15 protein-coding genes and 2 pseudogenes are annotated in these 15,824 nt (G+C 70.7%); 10 read left to right on the plus strand and 7 right to left on the minus strand.

The window, feature by feature from the left end; all coding sequences use genetic code 11:
* Window positions 1-20: 20 nt before the first annotated feature.
* Window positions 21-596: a helix-turn-helix domain-containing protein gene (locus tag Q9R26_RS15555; protein ID WP_311227789.1), complete on the plus strand. Its 576-nt coding sequence runs from the start codon at window positions 21-23 to the stop codon at window positions 594-596.
* Window positions 597-659: 63 nt separating this feature from the next.
* Here Q9R26_RS15555 and Q9R26_RS15560 read toward each other — a convergent pair whose 3' ends face one another.
* The 3 genes and pseudogenes from Q9R26_RS15560 to Q9R26_RS15570 form a co-directional block, all read right to left on the minus strand.
* Window positions 660-1,703, minus strand: coding sequence for an L-idonate 5-dehydrogenase (locus tag Q9R26_RS15560; protein ID WP_311227790.1), 1,044 nt, complete (start codon window positions 1,701-1,703; stop codon window positions 660-662).
* A 59-nt stretch (window positions 1,704-1,762) separates the two neighbouring features.
* Window positions 1,763-2,557 (minus strand): SDR family oxidoreductase, encoded by a 795-nt coding sequence (locus Q9R26_RS15565; protein ID WP_311227871.1) that lies wholly within the window; start codon window positions 2,555-2,557, stop codon window positions 1,763-1,765.
* 9 nt (window positions 2,558-2,566) lie between these two features.
* Window positions 2,567-3,037 (minus strand): annotated as a pseudogene (locus Q9R26_RS15570) (gluconokinase); the annotation flags it as partial.
* 109 nt (window positions 3,038-3,146) lie between these two features.
* Here Q9R26_RS15570 and gndA point away from each other — a divergent pair.
* Together gndA and Q9R26_RS15580 are read left to right on the plus strand one after the other, a co-directional pair.
* Complete coding sequence (gndA, locus tag Q9R26_RS15575) at window positions 3,147-4,613, plus strand: NADP-dependent phosphogluconate dehydrogenase (protein ID WP_311227791.1); 1,467 nt, start codon at window positions 3,147-3,149, stop codon at window positions 4,611-4,613.
* A gap of 12 nt (window positions 4,614-4,625) precedes the next feature.
* Window positions 4,626-5,309: a GntR family transcriptional regulator gene (locus Q9R26_RS15580; protein WP_137767300.1), complete on the plus strand. Its 684-nt coding sequence runs from the start codon at window positions 4,626-4,628 to the stop codon at window positions 5,307-5,309.
* Between the two features lie 39 nt (window positions 5,310-5,348).
* On the opposite strand, the gene Q9R26_RS15585 is transcribed toward Q9R26_RS15580, so the two are convergent.
* Complete coding sequence (locus Q9R26_RS15585) at window positions 5,349-5,804, minus strand: MarR family winged helix-turn-helix transcriptional regulator (RefSeq protein WP_311227792.1); 456 nt, start codon at window positions 5,802-5,804, stop codon at window positions 5,349-5,351.
* A 100-nt stretch (window positions 5,805-5,904) separates the two neighbouring features.
* Between Q9R26_RS15585 and Q9R26_RS15590 the strand changes: the two genes are divergently transcribed.
* From Q9R26_RS15590 to Q9R26_RS15605, 4 genes are all read left to right on the plus strand, one after another.
* The gene (locus Q9R26_RS15590) at window positions 5,905-7,377 is read left to right on the plus strand and encodes an MFS transporter (RefSeq protein WP_311227793.1); all 1,473 of its coding nucleotides are present in this window, start codon (window positions 5,905-5,907) and stop codon (window positions 7,375-7,377) included.
* Window positions 7,378-7,483: 106 nt separating this feature from the next.
* Complete coding sequence (locus tag Q9R26_RS15595; RefSeq protein ID WP_311227794.1) at window positions 7,484-8,689, plus strand: FAD-dependent oxidoreductase; 1,206 nt, start codon at window positions 7,484-7,486, stop codon at window positions 8,687-8,689.
* Window positions 8,690-8,723: 34 nt separating this feature from the next.
* Window positions 8,724-9,950, plus strand: coding sequence for a cytochrome P450 (locus Q9R26_RS15600; protein WP_311227795.1), 1,227 nt, complete (start codon window positions 8,724-8,726; stop codon window positions 9,948-9,950).
* Between the two features lie 28 nt (window positions 9,951-9,978).
* A complete protein-coding gene (locus tag Q9R26_RS15605; protein ID WP_311227796.1) occupies window positions 9,979-10,173 on the plus strand; it encodes a ferredoxin in 195 nt (64 codons plus the stop codon).
* 16 nt (window positions 10,174-10,189) lie between these two features.
* On the opposite strand, the gene Q9R26_RS15610 is transcribed toward Q9R26_RS15605, so the two are convergent.
* Both Q9R26_RS15610 and Q9R26_RS15615 read right to left on the minus strand, forming a co-directional pair.
* The gene (locus Q9R26_RS15610; protein WP_311227872.1) at window positions 10,190-10,855 is read right to left on the minus strand and encodes a GTP pyrophosphokinase family protein; all 666 of its coding nucleotides are present in this window, start codon (window positions 10,853-10,855) and stop codon (window positions 10,190-10,192) included.
* A gap of 573 nt (window positions 10,856-11,428) precedes the next feature.
* Window positions 11,429-11,623: pseudogene (locus Q9R26_RS15615) on the minus strand (helix-turn-helix domain-containing protein); the annotation flags it as partial.
* A gap of 154 nt (window positions 11,624-11,777) precedes the next feature.
* On the opposite strand from Q9R26_RS15615, the gene Q9R26_RS15620 reads away from it, so the two are divergent.
* Genes Q9R26_RS15620 through Q9R26_RS15630 form a run of 3 tightly spaced genes read left to right on the plus strand, consistent with a single transcriptional unit; the run spans window position 11,778 to window position 14,660 of the window.
* Window positions 11,778-13,064: an FAD-dependent monooxygenase gene (locus tag Q9R26_RS15620; RefSeq protein WP_311227797.1), complete on the plus strand. Its 1,287-nt coding sequence runs from the start codon at window positions 11,778-11,780 to the stop codon at window positions 13,062-13,064.
* Between the two features lie 43 nt (window positions 13,065-13,107).
* Window positions 13,108-13,899 (plus strand): SDR family oxidoreductase, encoded by a 792-nt coding sequence (locus tag Q9R26_RS15625; RefSeq protein WP_311227798.1) that lies wholly within the window; start codon window positions 13,108-13,110, stop codon window positions 13,897-13,899.
* A complete protein-coding gene (locus Q9R26_RS15630; protein ID WP_311227799.1) occupies window positions 13,896-14,660 on the plus strand; it encodes an alpha/beta fold hydrolase in 765 nt (254 codons plus the stop codon). The genes Q9R26_RS15625 and Q9R26_RS15630 overlap by 4 nt, the downstream gene beginning before the upstream one ends.
* A gap of 28 nt (window positions 14,661-14,688) precedes the next feature.
* Here the strand turns inward: Q9R26_RS15630 and Q9R26_RS15635 are convergent, their stop codons facing one another.
* Window positions 14,689-15,687: a LacI family DNA-binding transcriptional regulator gene (locus tag Q9R26_RS15635; RefSeq protein WP_311227800.1), complete on the minus strand. Its 999-nt coding sequence runs from the start codon at window positions 15,685-15,687 to the stop codon at window positions 14,689-14,691.
* Window positions 15,688-15,824 lie beyond the last annotated feature (137 nt).

Here is a 15,824-nt window from a genome sequence, read left to right on the forward strand (position 1 = left end):
CGACGACGTCGAGGAGAGCCGTGCGGAGTGACACCGAGCGCAACCGCGCCCGAATCATCAAGGCTGCGTCGCGGCTCGCCGCGAAGCACGGCAACGCGATCCGCATGCAGGACGTCGCCGAGAAGGCCGAGGTCTCGACCGCGACGGCCTACCGACACTTCGGCAGCGTCGACGAGGCCCTGGCGGAGTTCCGGTACGGCGTCGGTGAGACGCTCCGCGAGTTCAGCCTCGGCCGCGCCGAGCACGGTGTCGCACTCCTCGAGGTCGTCAGCAAGCGCTGGATCGAGCTCGTCATGAAGCACGGTCGCGCCATGGTGCACACCCGATCGGACGAGGGGTACCTGAAGCGTCTCCGTGCGGGCGCGCAGTACCTGACGGTGCAGGCCGACGCCCTGGAACGCCCGATCCGGGAAGCCGTCGAGGAGACCGGCATCGCGGACCCGGGGGACATCGGGCTCTACTTCTGGAACTCGTTGTTCGACCCGCGTGAACTGTTCGACCTGCACGAGACCGTCGGGCTGGACCCGGACGAGATCGCGACGCGGCTCGTCCGCGCCCTCCTCGGCACCCTGCGGGGCTGGGCACCGGCAGCCTGAATCAGCGTGGAAGAGCCCCGCGACCAAGACGGCGCGGGGCTCTTCGGCGTGGCGAGGAGCTGGTCAAAACCGGAGCAGGACCTTCCCTGAGGAAGCGGAGTCGGCGGCCGTCTCGAACGCGGCGAGGGCGTCCTCGACCGCGAACTCGTGTGTCGCCACCGGAGCGATCGCGAGGGACCCGTCGGCGAGGGCGTCCAGGACCTCGGTGATCTCGTCCACGAACCGGAACGAGCCCCGCAGGTCGAGCTCCTTGGTGATCGCCAACGAGACCAGCGCGGGCTGGGGACCGGTCGGCAACAGGCCCACCATCACGACGGTCCTGCCGCGCGCCGCGCCGCGCACGGCGGAGGCCAGGCCGTGGTGGTTGCCGGACGACTCGATGACGACGTCCGCCTCGACGGCGTCGATCGCGTCGGTGTCGCCCGCCTGGAGCGTGCGGTCGGCACCGACCTCGGACGCGATCCGCAGCGGCAGTTCCTGCAGGTCGACGGCGGTGACCTCGGCGGCGCCGGCGCGACGGAGGGCCGCGACCGCGAGAGCGCCGATGGGACCTGCTCCGATGACGAGCGCGCGCTTGCCCGCCACGTCGCCCGCCCGGTGCACCCCGTGTAGTGCCACCGCTGCCGGCTCGGCGAGTGCGGCCTCCCGGAGGGACAGCCCCGCGGGCAGGGGTCGCAGCATCCGGGTGGGCAGTGCCGTGAACCGGGCGAAGCCACCCTGGGTGTGGGGCAGGTGCGCCGCGCTGCCCAGGTAGGTGGTCCCGGGGGCGAGGTTCGGTCGGTCAGCCGGGTACCGTCCGGCAGCGGTGCCGGTGGTCGCCGGGTGGACGGCGACCGCCGTACCGACCGCGGGACCCGAGCCGTCCGCGGCTGCAGCGGTCACGGTGCCCACCACCTCGTGCCCGAGGACCATCGGTTCGCGGAGGATCGACTCGCCCACCGCACCGTGGCGCCAGTAGTGCAGGTCGGAACCGCACACGCCGCCGTAGGCGACGGAGACGACCGCCTCGTCGGGACGCGGGGCGGGCGCCGGGAGCTCCTCGACGCGGAGGTCGCCGGCGCCGTGGACGACGACGGCGGTGTTGGGCTGGTGGTCGGTCTCGGACATCGGTGTCTCCTGGTCGAGCTGGTCGGGTCGGGGTGGGAGGGGTGGGCTCGGTGCCGGGGTCAGACGACGACGGTCATGCCGCCGTCGACGAACACCACCTGCCCGTTGACGAAGTCGCTCGCCGCCGACGCCAGCCAGACGGCGGGACCGACCAGGTCGTCGGTCGTTCCCCAGCGGTGGGCGGGTGTCCGACCGAGGATCCACTCGTTGAACGCCTGGTCGTCGACGAGTGCCTGCGTCATCTCGGTGTGGATGTACCCGGGCGCGAGCGCGTTCACCTGGATGTTCGCGCCAGCCCACTCGGCGGTCATCGCGCGGGTGAGGTTGCGGATGCCGCCCTTCGCCGCCGTGTACGCGGCGATGGTCGGTCGCGCCAGGTCGGTCTGCACCGAGGCGATGTTGATCACCTTGCCGCGCTGCCGGGGGACCATCCGTCGTGCGGCCTCGCGTCCGACCAGGAACGCGGCGGTGAGGTCGGTGCGCACGACGCGCTCCCAGTCCTCCAGCGCGAGGTCGAGCATCGGCACACGGTGCTGGACGCCGGCGTTGTTGACGAGGACGTCGATCGGACCGACCTCGTCTTCGATGCGGGCGATGCCTGCGACGACCGACTGCTCGTCGGTGATGTCGAAGGCGACGGCACCCACGCGGTCCGCGCCGTGGCGCTCGACGAACGCGGCGTGCGTCGCGGCCAGTCGCTCCTCATCGCGGCCGTGCAGGACGACGTGGGCACCGGCGCGGGCGAGACCGTCGGCGATGCTCTGCCCGATCCCGCGGCTGGAGCCCGTGACGAGGGCGACGCGCCCGCTGAGGTCGAACGGGGTCGTGCGTCCGGCGACGGTGTCCCCGACCAGTCGGTGGACGGTCTGGGCGACCTCCTCCGCGGGGGCGTCGATCCCGACGGTCACACCGCGCTCGTCGTGCGTCAGGGGTTCGAGGAGCTCGAACTGCGAGTCCAGCAGCGACGGCGGCATGTACTCGTGCGCCCGCGCGGCGAGGCGCTGCGCGATGAGCGCTCGCGAGCCGGAGAGGTGTGCGAAGAAGACCGAGGTGCCACCCAGTGCGTCGCGGTAGGCGCGGGTCAGCGCGGAGCACGCGAGCACGACCCCGCCGTCGGCCTCCGCGAGCACCCGCGCGAGCCGTGCGATCCAGGGGGCGCGATCGGTGTCGTCGAGTGGTGTGCCCGACGCCATCTTCGCCTTCGCCTCGGGGGAGTGGAGGTCGTCGGCGTCGACGAACGGCACGCCGAGCTGGTCGGCGAGGAGCGCGCCGACGGTCGACTTCCCGGCGCCGGACACCCCCATCAGGACGATCGGGGGGACGTTTCCGCTCATCGCGGCCTCCTTCGGCACACACTCGACAAAATGAGAATCAAGTCTTAGTTTAGGCAACGTACCGACCACGCCGTGCAAGTGCAAGCGGCTCAGACGAACAGGAATGCCGATGCAGCAGGAAACCCAGCGGACCGGTCAGGCGAACATCGGGGTCGTGGGCCTCGCGGTCATGGGCTCGAACCTCGCGCGGAACCTGGCGTCGCGTGAGGGGAACACGGTCGCGGTCTACAACCGCACCTACGCCCGCACCGAAGAACTGCTGAACGAGCACGGGGACGCCGGGTTCATCGCGTCCGAGTCGATCGACGACTTCGTCGCGTCGCTGTCGAAGCCGCGCACCGCGATCATCATGGTGCAGGCCGGGAAGGGCACCGACGCGGTGATCGGCCAGCTCGCGGAGCGGTTCGAGCCGGGCGACATCATCGTCGACGGCGGCAACGCGAACTTCCACGACACCATCCGCCGCGAGCACGACCTCCGCGAGCAGGGCCTCAACTTCGTCGGGACCGGCATCTCGGGTGGTGAAGAGGGCGCGCTGAAGGGCCCGTCGATCATGCCCGGCGGGTCGAAGGAAGCGTGGGAGACGCTCGGGCCGATCCTGAAGTCGATCGCCGCGGTCGCCGAGGGTGAACCGTGCGTGACGCACGTCGGCACGGACGGTGCCGGCCACTTCGTGAAGATGGTGCACAACGGCATCGAGTACGCCGACATGCAGCTCATCGCCGAGTCCTACGACCTGCTGCGCCGTGTCGGCGGGTACTCGGTCGAGCAGCTCGTGCAGATCTTCGACGAGTGGAACAAGGGCGACCTCGAGTCGTACCTGATCGAGATCACCGGCGAGGTCCTCAAGCAGACCGACGCCGACACCGGGAAGCCCCTCGTCGACGTCATCCGCGACGAGGCCGGCTCCAAGGGCACCGGCGTGTGGACCGTGCAGAACGCCGTCGGACTCGGCATCCCCGTCTCCGGCATCGGCGAGGCCGTGTTCGCCCGCGCCGTGTCGTCCAAGCCCACCCAGCGCGCCGCCGTCCAGGCCTCGGTGAAGAGTCGTCCGCAGATCGCGGAGGTGCCGGACACGTTCGCCGACGACGTCCGCGCCGCGCTGTACGCGTCGAAGGTCGTCGCATACGCGCAGGGATTCGACCTCATCATCGCCGGGGCGAAGGAGTACGGCTGGGAGATCAACCTCGGCAACATCGCGAAGATCTGGCGCGGCGGCTGCATCATCCGCGCCCAGTTCCTGAACCGCATCGTCGAGGCCTACGACAAGAACCCCTCGCTCGAATCCCTGCTCGTCGACCCGTACTTCGCGAACGCCGTCGCCGAGGGTGAGGCAGCATGGCGGCGCATCGTCGGGATCGCCGCCGCGTCGGGGATCCCCGCGCCCGGATTCAGCTCCGCGCTGGCGTACTTCGACTCCCTCGCCTCCGACCGACTCCCCGCCGCGCTCATCCAGGGCCAGCGGGACTTCTTCGGCGCGCACACCTACCAGCGCATCGACAAGGACGGCACCTTCCACACCCTCTGGTCCGACGACGACCGCCGCGAGGTCGAACAGGAACCCTCCACCCACTGAGGAAGGCGGACCATGACCAACCGACCGGCCTCGCTCGACGTCGCCGCCCTGGTCGCGGAGCCCGAGGAGGCGATGGGCACACGGGTGTCGATGCCGTTGCAGCCTGCATCGACGTCGCGGGAGGCGCTGCGGGAGGGGCTGCGGCGCGCCATCGAACTCGGGCTCCTGAGACCTGGAACGCGATTGCGGCGTGGGAACGACATTGCCCGCGAAGTGGGCCTCAGCCGGAGCACCGTGAGTGCGGCCATGCACGACCTCGTGCACGACGGCCTCATCGACCGCTGCTCCGGCGGCGGCGCCGTCGTCCGCACGCGGGAGGATGACCACGTCCTGGTGCGGGTCGTGCCGTTGACCGAGGAAGTGGAGGGCGTGCTCGTCGAGGAGGTCGGGATCCTGGACTTCCCGGGTGCGGACGCACGCATCCGACGGTTCACCCAGTACCTGTGGGGGCGCAAGGTCGCCGAGGTGCGCATCGACTGCGAACCCCGCTGGTGGTCACCCGCTCCGACGCTCCGGTGGCGCGACCGACTCGCACCCCGACGAGGCGTGGTGTCCGCGACGGTCCAGGTCCACGAGGTGCTCGAATCCTCCGGCGACCGCCTCGTCCACGTGCAGACCGAGTACGTCGGTGCCCTCGGGACCTGCATCGTCGAGACGACCGTGGTGAAGGGGCTGTACGAGGTCCAGATGGCGTAGGTCCGGTGGCGACGATGCGCAGAGCGCTGGTCGATCGGATCAGGGGTGGGGCCAGGAGCGGCCACCCGTGCGCTCGATGTCGGCGTTGAAGCGCTTGAGGTACCCGGCGAACGCGTCCAGGTCGTCGGGGTCCCACTCCGACAGCACGGTGCCGAGCGCATCGACGAACCGGCGTCGTGCCTCCTCGAGCTCGGACGAGCCGTGATCGGTGAGCCGGAAGCGTCGGGCCATGCCCCCGTCCGGGTCGGGGATCCGCTCGAGCACGCCCGCCTTCACCGCGGCCGTCGTCTGCCGTTGCAGCGTGGACGCGTCCAGGCCGAAGGCCTCGCTCAGTTCACCGATGGTCATCGGGCCCTGCGCATTGATCCTGCTCAGCAGGAGGTAGGCACTGCGCTCGAGCGAGCCCTCTTTCCGGTGTTGCGCCTGGGAGTGACGGGCGAGCAGCATCTGGGCGTATTCGATCTCCGCGATCTTGTCGTCGACGGGCTGCGTCACCGTGCCTCCTGGCTCGTTCTCGGTCTCCCGCCATCATGCCACACCGCTTGTGCATCATGCACAAAGTGTGTATGGTGCACATACCTCGAGAAGGAGCCCGATGACATCCACCACGACGACCCCGAAGACCGGCGGTCTGGTATTCACGCTGGCGTTCGCCGGCATCTCGGCCTCGATCATGCAGACCATGGTCACGCCGCTCATCCCGCAGCTTCCCCGCATCTTCGACACGTCGTCGTCGAACACCGCATGGGTGGTCACGGTGACCCTGCTCGCTGCCGCGGTCGCCGTCCCGATCGCCGGACGCCTCGGCGACATCGTCGGCAAGCGCCAGATGATCATCGCCTGCGCCGTCCCGCTCATCATCGGTTCGATCATCTGCGCGCTCGCACCCAGCGTGCTCGTGATGATCATCGGTCGAGGCATGCAGGGCCTCGGCATGGGCGTGGTGCCGCTGGGGGTCGCGCTGCTGCGTGACGTCGTCCCGCCGGAGAAGCTCTCGTCGTCGATCGCCCTCGTCTCGGCGACCATGGGCATCGGCGGCGCCATCGGTCTGCCCATCGCCTCGGCCGTCGCGGAGTACGCCGACTGGCGCGTGCTGTTCTGGGGTGCTGCGGGCCTCGCGGCCGTCGCCGCGACGTTCGTGTTCTTCAAGGTGCCGTCCGTGCCGTCGCAGGCCAAGGGTCAGCGCGTCGACCTCGTGGGAGCCATCGGGCTCGCCGCCGGCCTCGTGTCGCTGCTCCTCGCCGTGTCCAAGGGTGCGACCTGGGGATGGACCTCCGTCACGACGATCACCCTCTTCGTCGCTGCCGTCGTCCTGTTCGCGGTGTGGGGCTGGTGGGAGCTCCGGACCCGCGACCCGCTGGTCGACCTCCGGACGACCGCTCGTCCCCGCGTCCTCATGACGAACATCGCCTCGGTCTTCATCGGCTTCGGCATGTACGCGAGCATGCTCGTCATCCCGCAGGTCCTGCAGTTCCCGACCCAGACCGGCTACGGTCTCGGCCAGTCCCTGCTGCAGGCGGGCCTCTGGATGGCCCCGTCCGGCGTCATGATGATGATCGTCTCGCCGCTCGGCGCCAAGCTCACCGTCGCACGTGGCGCGAAGACGACCCTCGTCACCGGCGCCCTCGTCATCGCGGTCGGCTACGCCGCCTCGCTCGGTCTCATGGGGACCACGTGGGGTCTGATGATCGTGGGCATGATCGTCAACAGCGGTGTCGGGCTCGCCTACGGTGCAATGCCGACGCTCATCATGAGCGCGGTCCCGCGCAGCGAGACCGCGGCGGCGAACGGGTTCAACACCCTCATGCGCTCGCTCGGCACGACGATCGGTGCCGCCGTCATCGGCGTCATCCTCTCGCAGGTCACGACCGACTTCGGAGGCACGGCGATCGCCTCCGAGAACGGCTTCCGCATCGCGCTCATCGCCGGCGGCGGCATCACGCTCGTCGCGGCCGTCCTGGCAGCGGTGATCCCGGCCGTCCGCACCAAGGCGGCGGAGCCCTCCCAGGCACCCGTCGTGGACGTCTCCACCGGGTCCGTGGGGATCCCCGAGCCCGCCGGCCGCTGATCCGTCGGGGCGTGCCGACCCGGCACGCCCCGACACCCACCGCCGTCACACGGACGTCCACCCCCACCACACGGACATCCACCCCCACCACACGGACGGAGCACCCATGGCCACACCGACCCGATCCGACGTGGTGATCGTCGGCGCGTCCGTCGCAGGCCTCGCCGTCGTCGACGGTCTGCGACGCGGGGGGTTCGCCGGCACGATCACCGTCATCGACGCCGACGACGACCCCAACCACGACCGTCCGCCCCTGTCGAAGGCCTACCTCCAGGGGACGATCGACCGAGCCGGACTGCGCCTCCGGACGCCGGAAGCGCTGGACGCCGCCGAGGCCACGTGGATCCGCGGCGATGCAGCGGTCGCGTACGACCCCGTCACGCGGTGCGTCACCACGGCCGCCGGCCGGTCGGTCTCCGGGGGAGACGTCGTCATCGCCACCGGCGTCTCACCGCGCCGGCTCCCGTCCTCCGACGGGACGGCCGGGCTGGTGCTCCGGTCCGTCAGCGACGCCGATCGGCTCGCCGCCGAGCTGCGGACACCGCTGGCCGACGCCGGACAGCGGCACGTCGCGGTGATCGGCAACGGCGTGCTCGGGAGCGAGATCGCCGCGACGGTCTCCGGCACGGGGGCCGCCGTCACGCTGGCCGGTCGCGCTCCCGCCCCGATGGCGCACCTGCTCGGCCCGACCGGCTCGGGCATCCTCGCCGCCGTCCACAGCGAGCACGGAGTCCGCCTGACCACGACCGGACGCGCGCTGTCCATCCGGTCCGTCGGCGCTGCACAGGTCGTGGACTTCGACGACGGCGCACACGTGCGGGCGGACACGGTCGTGCTCGCCATCGGGTCCGAGCCGTCGACCGGCTGGCTCGACGGCAGTGGCCTGCCGGTCGACGACGGTCTGGTCTCGGACGAGTTCGGCCGCGTCGTCGACGGCACGTGGGCCGCCGGCGACGTCGCACGACCGTTCCAACCAGCGCTCGGCCGCCACCGCCGCCTGGAGAACCGCACGAACGCGCTCAAACACGGGACGGCCGTCGCGCGGAACATCCTCGGCGCGGACCTGCCCTACACGCCGACGCCCTACTTCTGGACGGACCAGTTCGGCGCCCGCGTGCAGGTCTGGGGAGCGATGGGGGAGGACACCCCGGAGATCGTCGAGGGGTCGGTCGAGGACCGACGCTTCGTCGCGGTGGCCCGCGCAGCAGGCGGGGAACCCGTCGGGGTCCTCGGCTGGCGGATGCCGAAGCAGGGCCGGTTGCACGCCGTGTCGATCGCGGCCGCGCAGCCCGCCGGACCGGTGCACGTCTGACCGGTGCCCGACCACTGAAGAGAACGGAGCAACGATGACCGAACAGACCCTCCTGGGCGCGCCCGACGAGGCGGCCCTGTTCCCGGCAGCACGTGCGAGCGGCTGTCCCTTCGACCCGCCGCCCGCGAACCGCGAGGCACAGGAGACCGCTCCGGTCGTCCGGGTCAACCTGTGGGACGGCACCAGGCCGTGGTTGGTGACCCGGTACGACGAACAGCGCAGGCTGCTGGCCGACCCGAGGATCAGCGCGAACCTCATGCGTCCCGGGTACCCGTCGCCCAGCCCCATCCCGGCCGGTGGGACGACCGCGAGTTTCATCCTCATGGACGACCCGGACCACATGCGCCTGCGGCGGATGGTGACGGCACCGTTCGCCATCCGCAGGATCGGGGCGATGCGTCCGGCGACGCAGGCGATCTCCGACCGGCTCGTGGACGACATGCTCGCCGCGGGCAGCTCGGCCGACCTGGTCGAGTCGTTCGCCCTCCCGCTCCCGTCGCTCGTGATCTCGGACCTGCTGGGCGTACCGTACGACGACCACGAGTTCTTCCAGCGCAACAGCAAGAAGATCATCCGGCGCGACGCGACGACCGAGGAGCGGAGTGCCGCGCACCACGCGCTCTCGGCCTACCTCGACGACCTGCTCGCGCGCAAGCGTCGCGAACCGCAGGAGGACCTGTTCTCCGACCTGGCGCGACGGGTCGACGGTGGCGACCTGACCGACCAGCAGGCGGCGAACATGGGCGTCCTGCTCCTGCTCGCCGGGCACGAGACGACCGCGAACATGATCGCACTCGGGACGCTCGCGCTCCTCACCCACCCCGACCAGGCCGAGGTGCTCCGGGCGAACCCTGACCCCGCCCCGATCGCCGCCGCCGTGGAGGAGCTCCTGCGCTACCTCACGATCACGCACACCGGCATGCGCCGGGTCGCCACCGAGGACATCGACGTGGGCGACGTGACGATCCGTGCCGGCGAGGGCGTGATCCTCGCCACCGACATCGGCAACCGCGATCCGTCGGTGTGGGGTGACCACGCCGACGACCTGGACGTGACGCGCGACGCACGCCGCCACGTCGCGTTCGGCTTCGGCATCCACCAGTGCCTCGGCCAGCCGCTCGCCCGGATGGAGTTGCAGGTGGCGTACAGCACGCTGCTGCGCCGTCTCCCCGGTCTCCGTGTGACGGCGCCGCTCGACACCATCCCGTTCAAGCACGAGGGCAACGTCTACGGCGTGCACGAACTCCCCGTCGCCTGGTGACGACGGACACGACGAAAGGAACACGACGATGAAGGTCATCCTCGATCAGGACAGGTGTGTGGCATCGGGCCAGTGCGTGGTCGCCGCCATGACGGTGTTCGACCAGCGCGACGAGGACGGGATCGCGGTGCTGCTCGACGCCGAGCCGGGGCCGGAGCACGAGGAGGAGGTACGGCAGGCCGCCGCGGTCTGCCCGGCGCTCGCCATCCGCATCGCGGAGTGAGCGCGCCAGGTCGACGTCAGCCGGCGGATCGCTGCGACAGCTCCCAGAGCTGCCGCAGGACCGCCTCGTCGATGCCGTGACCGGGCTGCACCGCGTCCACCTCGGACGCGGTGCCCCGGACCTCGGCGTGCAGCTGCTCCATCCGGTGGTCCAGCTGCTGCGCGACGTGGGCGGCATCGGTCAGGTCCGCCGCGAGGTGGTCCGGGACGACGCCGTCGTACTTGTAGGAGATCTTGTGCTCGAGGCTGGCCCAGAAGTCCATCGCCACGGTGCGGATCTGCACCTCGACGATGACGGGGACGGCACCGGTCGACAGGAACACGGGGACCTCGATGATCGCGTGCAGGCTCTTGTACCCGTTCGGCTTCGGCTCCGCGATGTAGTCCTTCACGGCGATCACGCGGACGTCGTCCTGCGAGGTGAGCGCGTCAAGGATCCGGTACGTGTCGGCGATGAAGCTGCACGTGATCCTGACCCCGGCGATGTCGGTGATCTCCTGCCGGATCGTCCCGAGCGCCGGTCCCACGCCACGGCGGTCGACCTTGTCGAGGATGCTCTCGGGCGTCTTGACCCGGGACGACACGTGCTCGATGGGGTTGTAGCGGTGCAGGTGGAGGAACTCCTCGCGCAGGATCGTGACCTTGGTGAGGACCTCGTCGACGGCGAACCGGTACTCCATCATGAACCGCGTGAAGTCCTCACGGAGACGGCGGAGGAACGCGTACCGCTCGGCGTCCGCTGGGAGGGCCCGCTCGGCCGCCGTGGTGTCGCCAGTCTCGGCCGAGGTCGGCGGTGCGCCGTCCGGAGCGTTCCAGATGGCGACGATGGCGTCGACGAGCCGGTCCGCGAGTTCGTCCCACGAGCCGGCGGTCGCGGTCGGGTCGGCGGCGAGCTGGCGCTCGCGGTCGACCGTCGCCTGTGTGATCAGGTACCGCGTCATCGCCGTGCGGGTGGCGTGGACCGACGCACCGAGGTCCGGCAGGCACCGGGTCATCCCGCGCTGCAGTGCGACGAGCGACGGTTCCGCGCCGAGCAGGGATCGTGCCTCGAGCTCCTGGTACGCAGGATCGGCGACAACCTGGGCCATGAAGCGCGCGTACCACGACGGTCCGCCGAGGTCCTCGAGGTGCTCGGTCACCGAGCGGACGGCGACGGACACCCAGGCCCGCAGGTCGTCGCGGTCGGCGATCTCGTCGATGAGACGCTCACGGATCGACGAGATGACCGCGTTGTGCTTCTCGAGGATCGCCCGGACGAGGTCGAGCTTCGTGCCGAAGTGGTAGCTGACCGCGGTGTTGTTCCCCTGGCCCGCCGCTTCGCTGACCTGGCGGTTCGACACCGCCTGGATCCCGCGTTCGGCGAAGAGCCGCTCGGCGGTCTCGAGCAGCGCGGCACGGGTCGTGGCTGCCTGGTCCTCGCGTCGGTGTCGCTTCACGCCGTGTTCGTCCACTTCGCCCTCGTCATCCGTCGGCAACTCCCTCGAGAGTACACCACTCAATCACGTGCCTGAGCAAATGCGGTGAGTCGCTTCCTTAGGTCAATCGGATGACTTACGGTGATGTCAGGCGGGTGCAATCCCGACCGACCGAGGCGAGAGGACACGCATGACCACCACCACGGACCACGAGCGCCGAGCGCTCATCGTCGGACTCGGCATCGCGGGCATGGCGACCGCGATCCGGCTCCGGAAGGCGGGATGGGAGCCCGTCATCGTCGAGCGCGCCCCCGAACGACGTCCGGGCGGGCACTTCATCGCGCTGTTCGGGACCGGCCGGATCGCGGCAGAGCGACTCGGGGTCCTCGACCTCATCCACAACCGGACCAACCCCGACCACCACAGCTGGGAAGTCGACCGCAAGGGGCGCATGCGGCCCGGCCTGGGCTTCGGCACGATCCCGTCCGCGGCACCCTGGATCCTGCTCCGCGGCGACGTCGAGAACGGCCTGTTCCAGGGCCTCCCACAGGACGCCGAGATCCGGTACTCGACCAGCCCGACCGACATCCGACAGGACGCCGACGGTGTCGACGTCACGCTCCAGGACCGCGCCGCCGGCACCGAGTCGACCGAGCGGTTCGGCCTGGTCGTCGGTGCCGACGGGATGCGATCAGCCGTCCGCCGACTGACCTTCGGGCCCGACGCGAACTTCCTCAACCCGTTGGACTACATGGTCGCGACCGCCCTGCTCGAGCCCCAGCTCACGGGTGTGCCCGCGAACGACAGTGTCGTCCTGGCCGAACCCGGTCGGTCGTTCTGGACGTTCTCGTTCGTCGACCACGCGCCCAGCATGCTGTTCTCCTACCGGACCGACGACCCTGCAGGGGAACTGGAGCGCGGTGCCGTCGCATCCGTCGAGCGGGCGTTCGCCGGCAAGCCGACCGGTCCCTTCCTGGGTGAGGCGCTCGAGCGGTTCGCCGCCACCGCCCACACGGTCTTCGACTCCGCGCAGCAGGTGCGGATGCGGCAGTTCCACAACGGGCGCGTCGTGCTCGTCGGCGACTCGGCGTGGTGCATGACGCTCTACTCCGGGTACGGCGCTTCCTGCGCGCTGGCCGGCGGCGACCTGCTCGGGACCTTCCTCGAGCAGCGACCCGACGACGTGCCCGGGGCCCTGGCCGCCTGGAACGAGCGGATGTACCCGCACGTTTCCCACCAGCACAAGCTCGTCGGGCGTTCACGAACCCTCTTCACGCCGCACGACCGGCGCGAACAGGTCGCGCGCACCGCGCTCGTCCGTGCGCTGAACACGCGCGGCGTGCAGTCGCTCGCGGTGAAGCAGATGCAGCGGCACCCGACGCTCTCCATCAAGGACGGTGACCTCGCCGCGGCATCGGCACTCACCCCGACGCGGGTGGACCTCCAGGAACCCCTCATGGCCGGTTCGGTCCGATGACCGCGGACCACCCCACCACCGACACAGAACGGATCGCGACAGCATGACCACCCCACACACCGACCCGACGCCCGCCGCGGCGTCCGGCCGAGGACTCCTCGAGGACAAGGTCGCCGTCATCACCGGCGCCGGCGCCGGCATCGGAGCCGTCACCGCGAGGAGGTTCGTCGAGGAGGGCGCACGCGTCCTCGTGTCGGACATGAGCGGCGACGAGGTCCAGGTGACTGCCGCCCTCGGCGCGGCAGCCGAGCCCTTCCACGTCGACGTGACGAGCGAGTCCGAGATCGAGGCCGCGTTCGACCACGCGGTCGAGGTCTTCGGTCGGGTGGACGTGCTGGTCAACATCGCGGGAAACCCGGGCAGCCGTCGCGGCCCCGAGGTGACCGAGGAGGAGTACCACGCGATCACGGACGTGCACCTGCGCGGGACCCTCATGACGAACAAGCACGCCGCCCGCGTCATGATCGCGGGCGGCCGCGGCGGCGCGATCGTCAACTTCTCGTCGGCGGCGTCGTTCGGCGTCGACGGCAAGGTCTCCGTCGCCTACTCCGCGGCGAAGGCCGGGGTGAACGCGGCCACACGCTCCAACGCCGTGCAGTACGGCGGGCACGGCATCCGCGTGAACGCGATCGCGCCGGGGTTCACCACGAGCCTCATGCACCACGGCATCTCCCCGGAGGCACTCGCCGTGCTCGACGCGAAGTCAGCGCTGGGCCGCTCGGCGGAGTCGGAGGAACAGGCGAACGTCGCGGTGTTCCTGGCGTCCGAGCTCGCCTCGTTCGTGACCGGGGCGATCCTGCCCGTCGACGGTGGATGGACGGTGCGACTCGCATGAGGTTCGTCCTGGTCCACGGTGGGTTCCACGGCGCGTGGTGCTGGGACCGTGTCATCCCGGAGCTCGCGCGCCTCGGGCACGAGGCGGTCGCGATCGACGTGCCCGGCCACGGCGAACGTGCCGACGAGGTGCCGACGCTCGCCAGCCGGCTCGACGCCGTCGTCTCGGTCCTGGAGCCCGGGGACGTGCTCGTCGGACACTCCGGCGGCGGACACGAGGTCACCCGCGCCGCCGACGCCCGACCGGACCTCGTCCGGCACGTCGTCTACCTGGCGGCGGCACTGCCGATCGAGGGCAGGACGCAGCCCGAGGCCAGTTCGACGCGTCCGGGCGCGCACGGCGAACAGAGCGGCGTCGACGCGACGGGCATGCGGGAACACCTCCGCATCGGAGCGGACGGAACGATGGCCTTTGGGACGTTCGAGGGCGCCCGGGACTTCTTCTTCCACGACTGCGACGACGAGACCGCGCGGTGGGCGTTCGACCGACTGACCCCGGAACGCTTCGGTGAAGAGGGGGTGCTCCCGATCTCGGTGCCGCGGTTCTGGGCGGCCGAGCTGCCCCGCAGCTTCATCCGCTGCGCCGAGGACCGGTCGCAGCCCCGGTGGCTGTCCGACCAGGTCGCCGACCGACTGGGTGTGGAGCCGCTCGTCATCGAGGGGTCGCACTCGCCGTTCCTCAGCCGTCCCGCGGAGCTCGCCGAGCTCCTCGTGCACGCCGTCGGCACCTCGCCCGTCCGGGCACTCCAGCCGACCGTCTGACGGCGGCGGCACACCGGTCCCCGGCGGGTCAGGCCGTCTCGCCGGGGACCAGGACCGCGACGGGCGCCGGTGCGCCGTCGTCCGGTACCGCTCGACCCCCGTGGCCGCCGAGCTGAGCACGGAGCTCGGCGGTGACCTCGAGCACGAACCGGTGCATGTCGATCGCGATGGTGGTCAGGCGCGGGGACCACAGTTGGCCGGCCCGCGTGGCGTCGACGCCGATCACGGCGACGTCGTGGGGGACGGCGACCCCGAGCTCCCGCGCCGCTGCCACCATCGCGATGGCCGCGTCGTCGTTGTAGCACGCGAGCGCCGCACGGTCACCGCCGAGCAGCACGCGCTGCATCCCGGCCACGGCGTCCTCGAGCGTGGGGCCGACCTCGAGCTGCAGCGGTTCGGGCAGCCCGCGCTCCCGACAGAGCTCCTGGATCGCGGCGAAGCGGTCGGCCGAGTACGGGTCCAGGTGGCCGTCGTCGGTCCGCACGTACCAGAGCGGTCGGTCGCCGTGCCGCGCCAGCCGGTTGAGCTGCAGCGCGGCGATGCCCGGGTCCATGACGGCGGGCTGGTCGCCGTCCAGTGCCGGTACCACGACGGTTCCCTGCCGTCCCAACCGCCGGACGTCGCCCGCGTCGAGGACGCCGAGGTTGAGCACCGCGAGCGGACGGAGCGCCTGCACAGCGCGGATCGTGGCGTCGGGACTCGCGCTCGCGAACCGAACCACCACGTTCCCGCCGTACGGGCTCGTCTGCTGCATGATCTCGTCGACCGCGTTCTGGAGCGTGCTGCCGATCTGTGCGTCCGGGAGCAGGACGACGATCGTGTCGCTCCGACCGCTCACGAGTGAGCGCCCGGCGGTGGACGGTCGGTAGTCCAGGCTCGCAGCCGCCTCGTGCACGCGTCGCCGTGTGGACTCCGGGAACGACGACTCGTCCCCGCGGAGGATGCGGCTCACGGTCGACCGCGAGACGCCGGCGACCTTGGCCACGTCGACGCTGGTCGCGGGGCGGAGCGAGGCTGGTGTGGTCACCAGTGCATGTTCCCACGATTCGAGGGTCGTCTGGTGCCACGTGTTACCTCGTTCTCGGTGAACCGTTTCAACGCCGTCGGGCTTATCGCTTGTGCTCGGCGCTCCGTCCGTGCATACTCCTCAGTGTCACGTGGTAC

Origin of the sequence: Curtobacterium sp. BRB10 (genome assembly GCF_031844325.1) — a bacterium.
Lineage (GTDB): Bacteria > Actinomycetota > Actinomycetes > Actinomycetales > Microbacteriaceae > Curtobacterium > Curtobacterium poinsettiae_A.

Excerpts from the sequence above, each read along its gene's own strand:
- Q9R26_RS15560 (WP_311227790.1), bottom strand. The coding sequence starts at position 1,703 with ATGTCCGAGACCGACCACCAGCCCAACACCGCCGTCGTCGTCCACGGC.
- gndA (WP_311227791.1), top strand. The coding sequence starts at position 3,147 with ATGCAGCAGGAAACCCAGCGGACCGGTCAGGCGAACATCGGGGTCGTG.
- Q9R26_RS15580 (WP_137767300.1), top strand. The coding sequence starts at position 4,626 with ATGACCAACCGACCGGCCTCGCTCGACGTCGCCGCCCTGGTCGCGGAG.
- Q9R26_RS15590 (WP_311227793.1), top strand. The coding sequence starts at position 5,905 with ATGACATCCACCACGACGACCCCGAAGACCGGCGGTCTGGTATTCACG.
- Q9R26_RS15595 (WP_311227794.1), top strand. The coding sequence starts at position 7,484 with ATGGCCACACCGACCCGATCCGACGTGGTGATCGTCGGCGCGTCCGTC.
- Q9R26_RS15600 (WP_311227795.1), top strand. The coding sequence starts at position 8,724 with ATGACCGAACAGACCCTCCTGGGCGCGCCCGACGAGGCGGCCCTGTTC.
- Q9R26_RS15605 (WP_311227796.1), top strand. The coding sequence starts at position 9,979 with ATGAAGGTCATCCTCGATCAGGACAGGTGTGTGGCATCGGGCCAGTGC.
- Q9R26_RS15610 (WP_311227872.1), bottom strand. The coding sequence starts at position 10,855 with ATGATGGAGTACCGGTTCGCCGTCGACGAGGTCCTCACCAAGGTCACG.
- Q9R26_RS15620 (WP_311227797.1), top strand. The coding sequence starts at position 11,778 with ATGACCACCACCACGGACCACGAGCGCCGAGCGCTCATCGTCGGACTC.
- Q9R26_RS15625 (WP_311227798.1), top strand. The coding sequence starts at position 13,108 with ATGACCACCCCACACACCGACCCGACGCCCGCCGCGGCGTCCGGCCGA.
- Q9R26_RS15630 (WP_311227799.1), top strand. The coding sequence starts at position 13,896 with ATGAGGTTCGTCCTGGTCCACGGTGGGTTCCACGGCGCGTGGTGCTGG.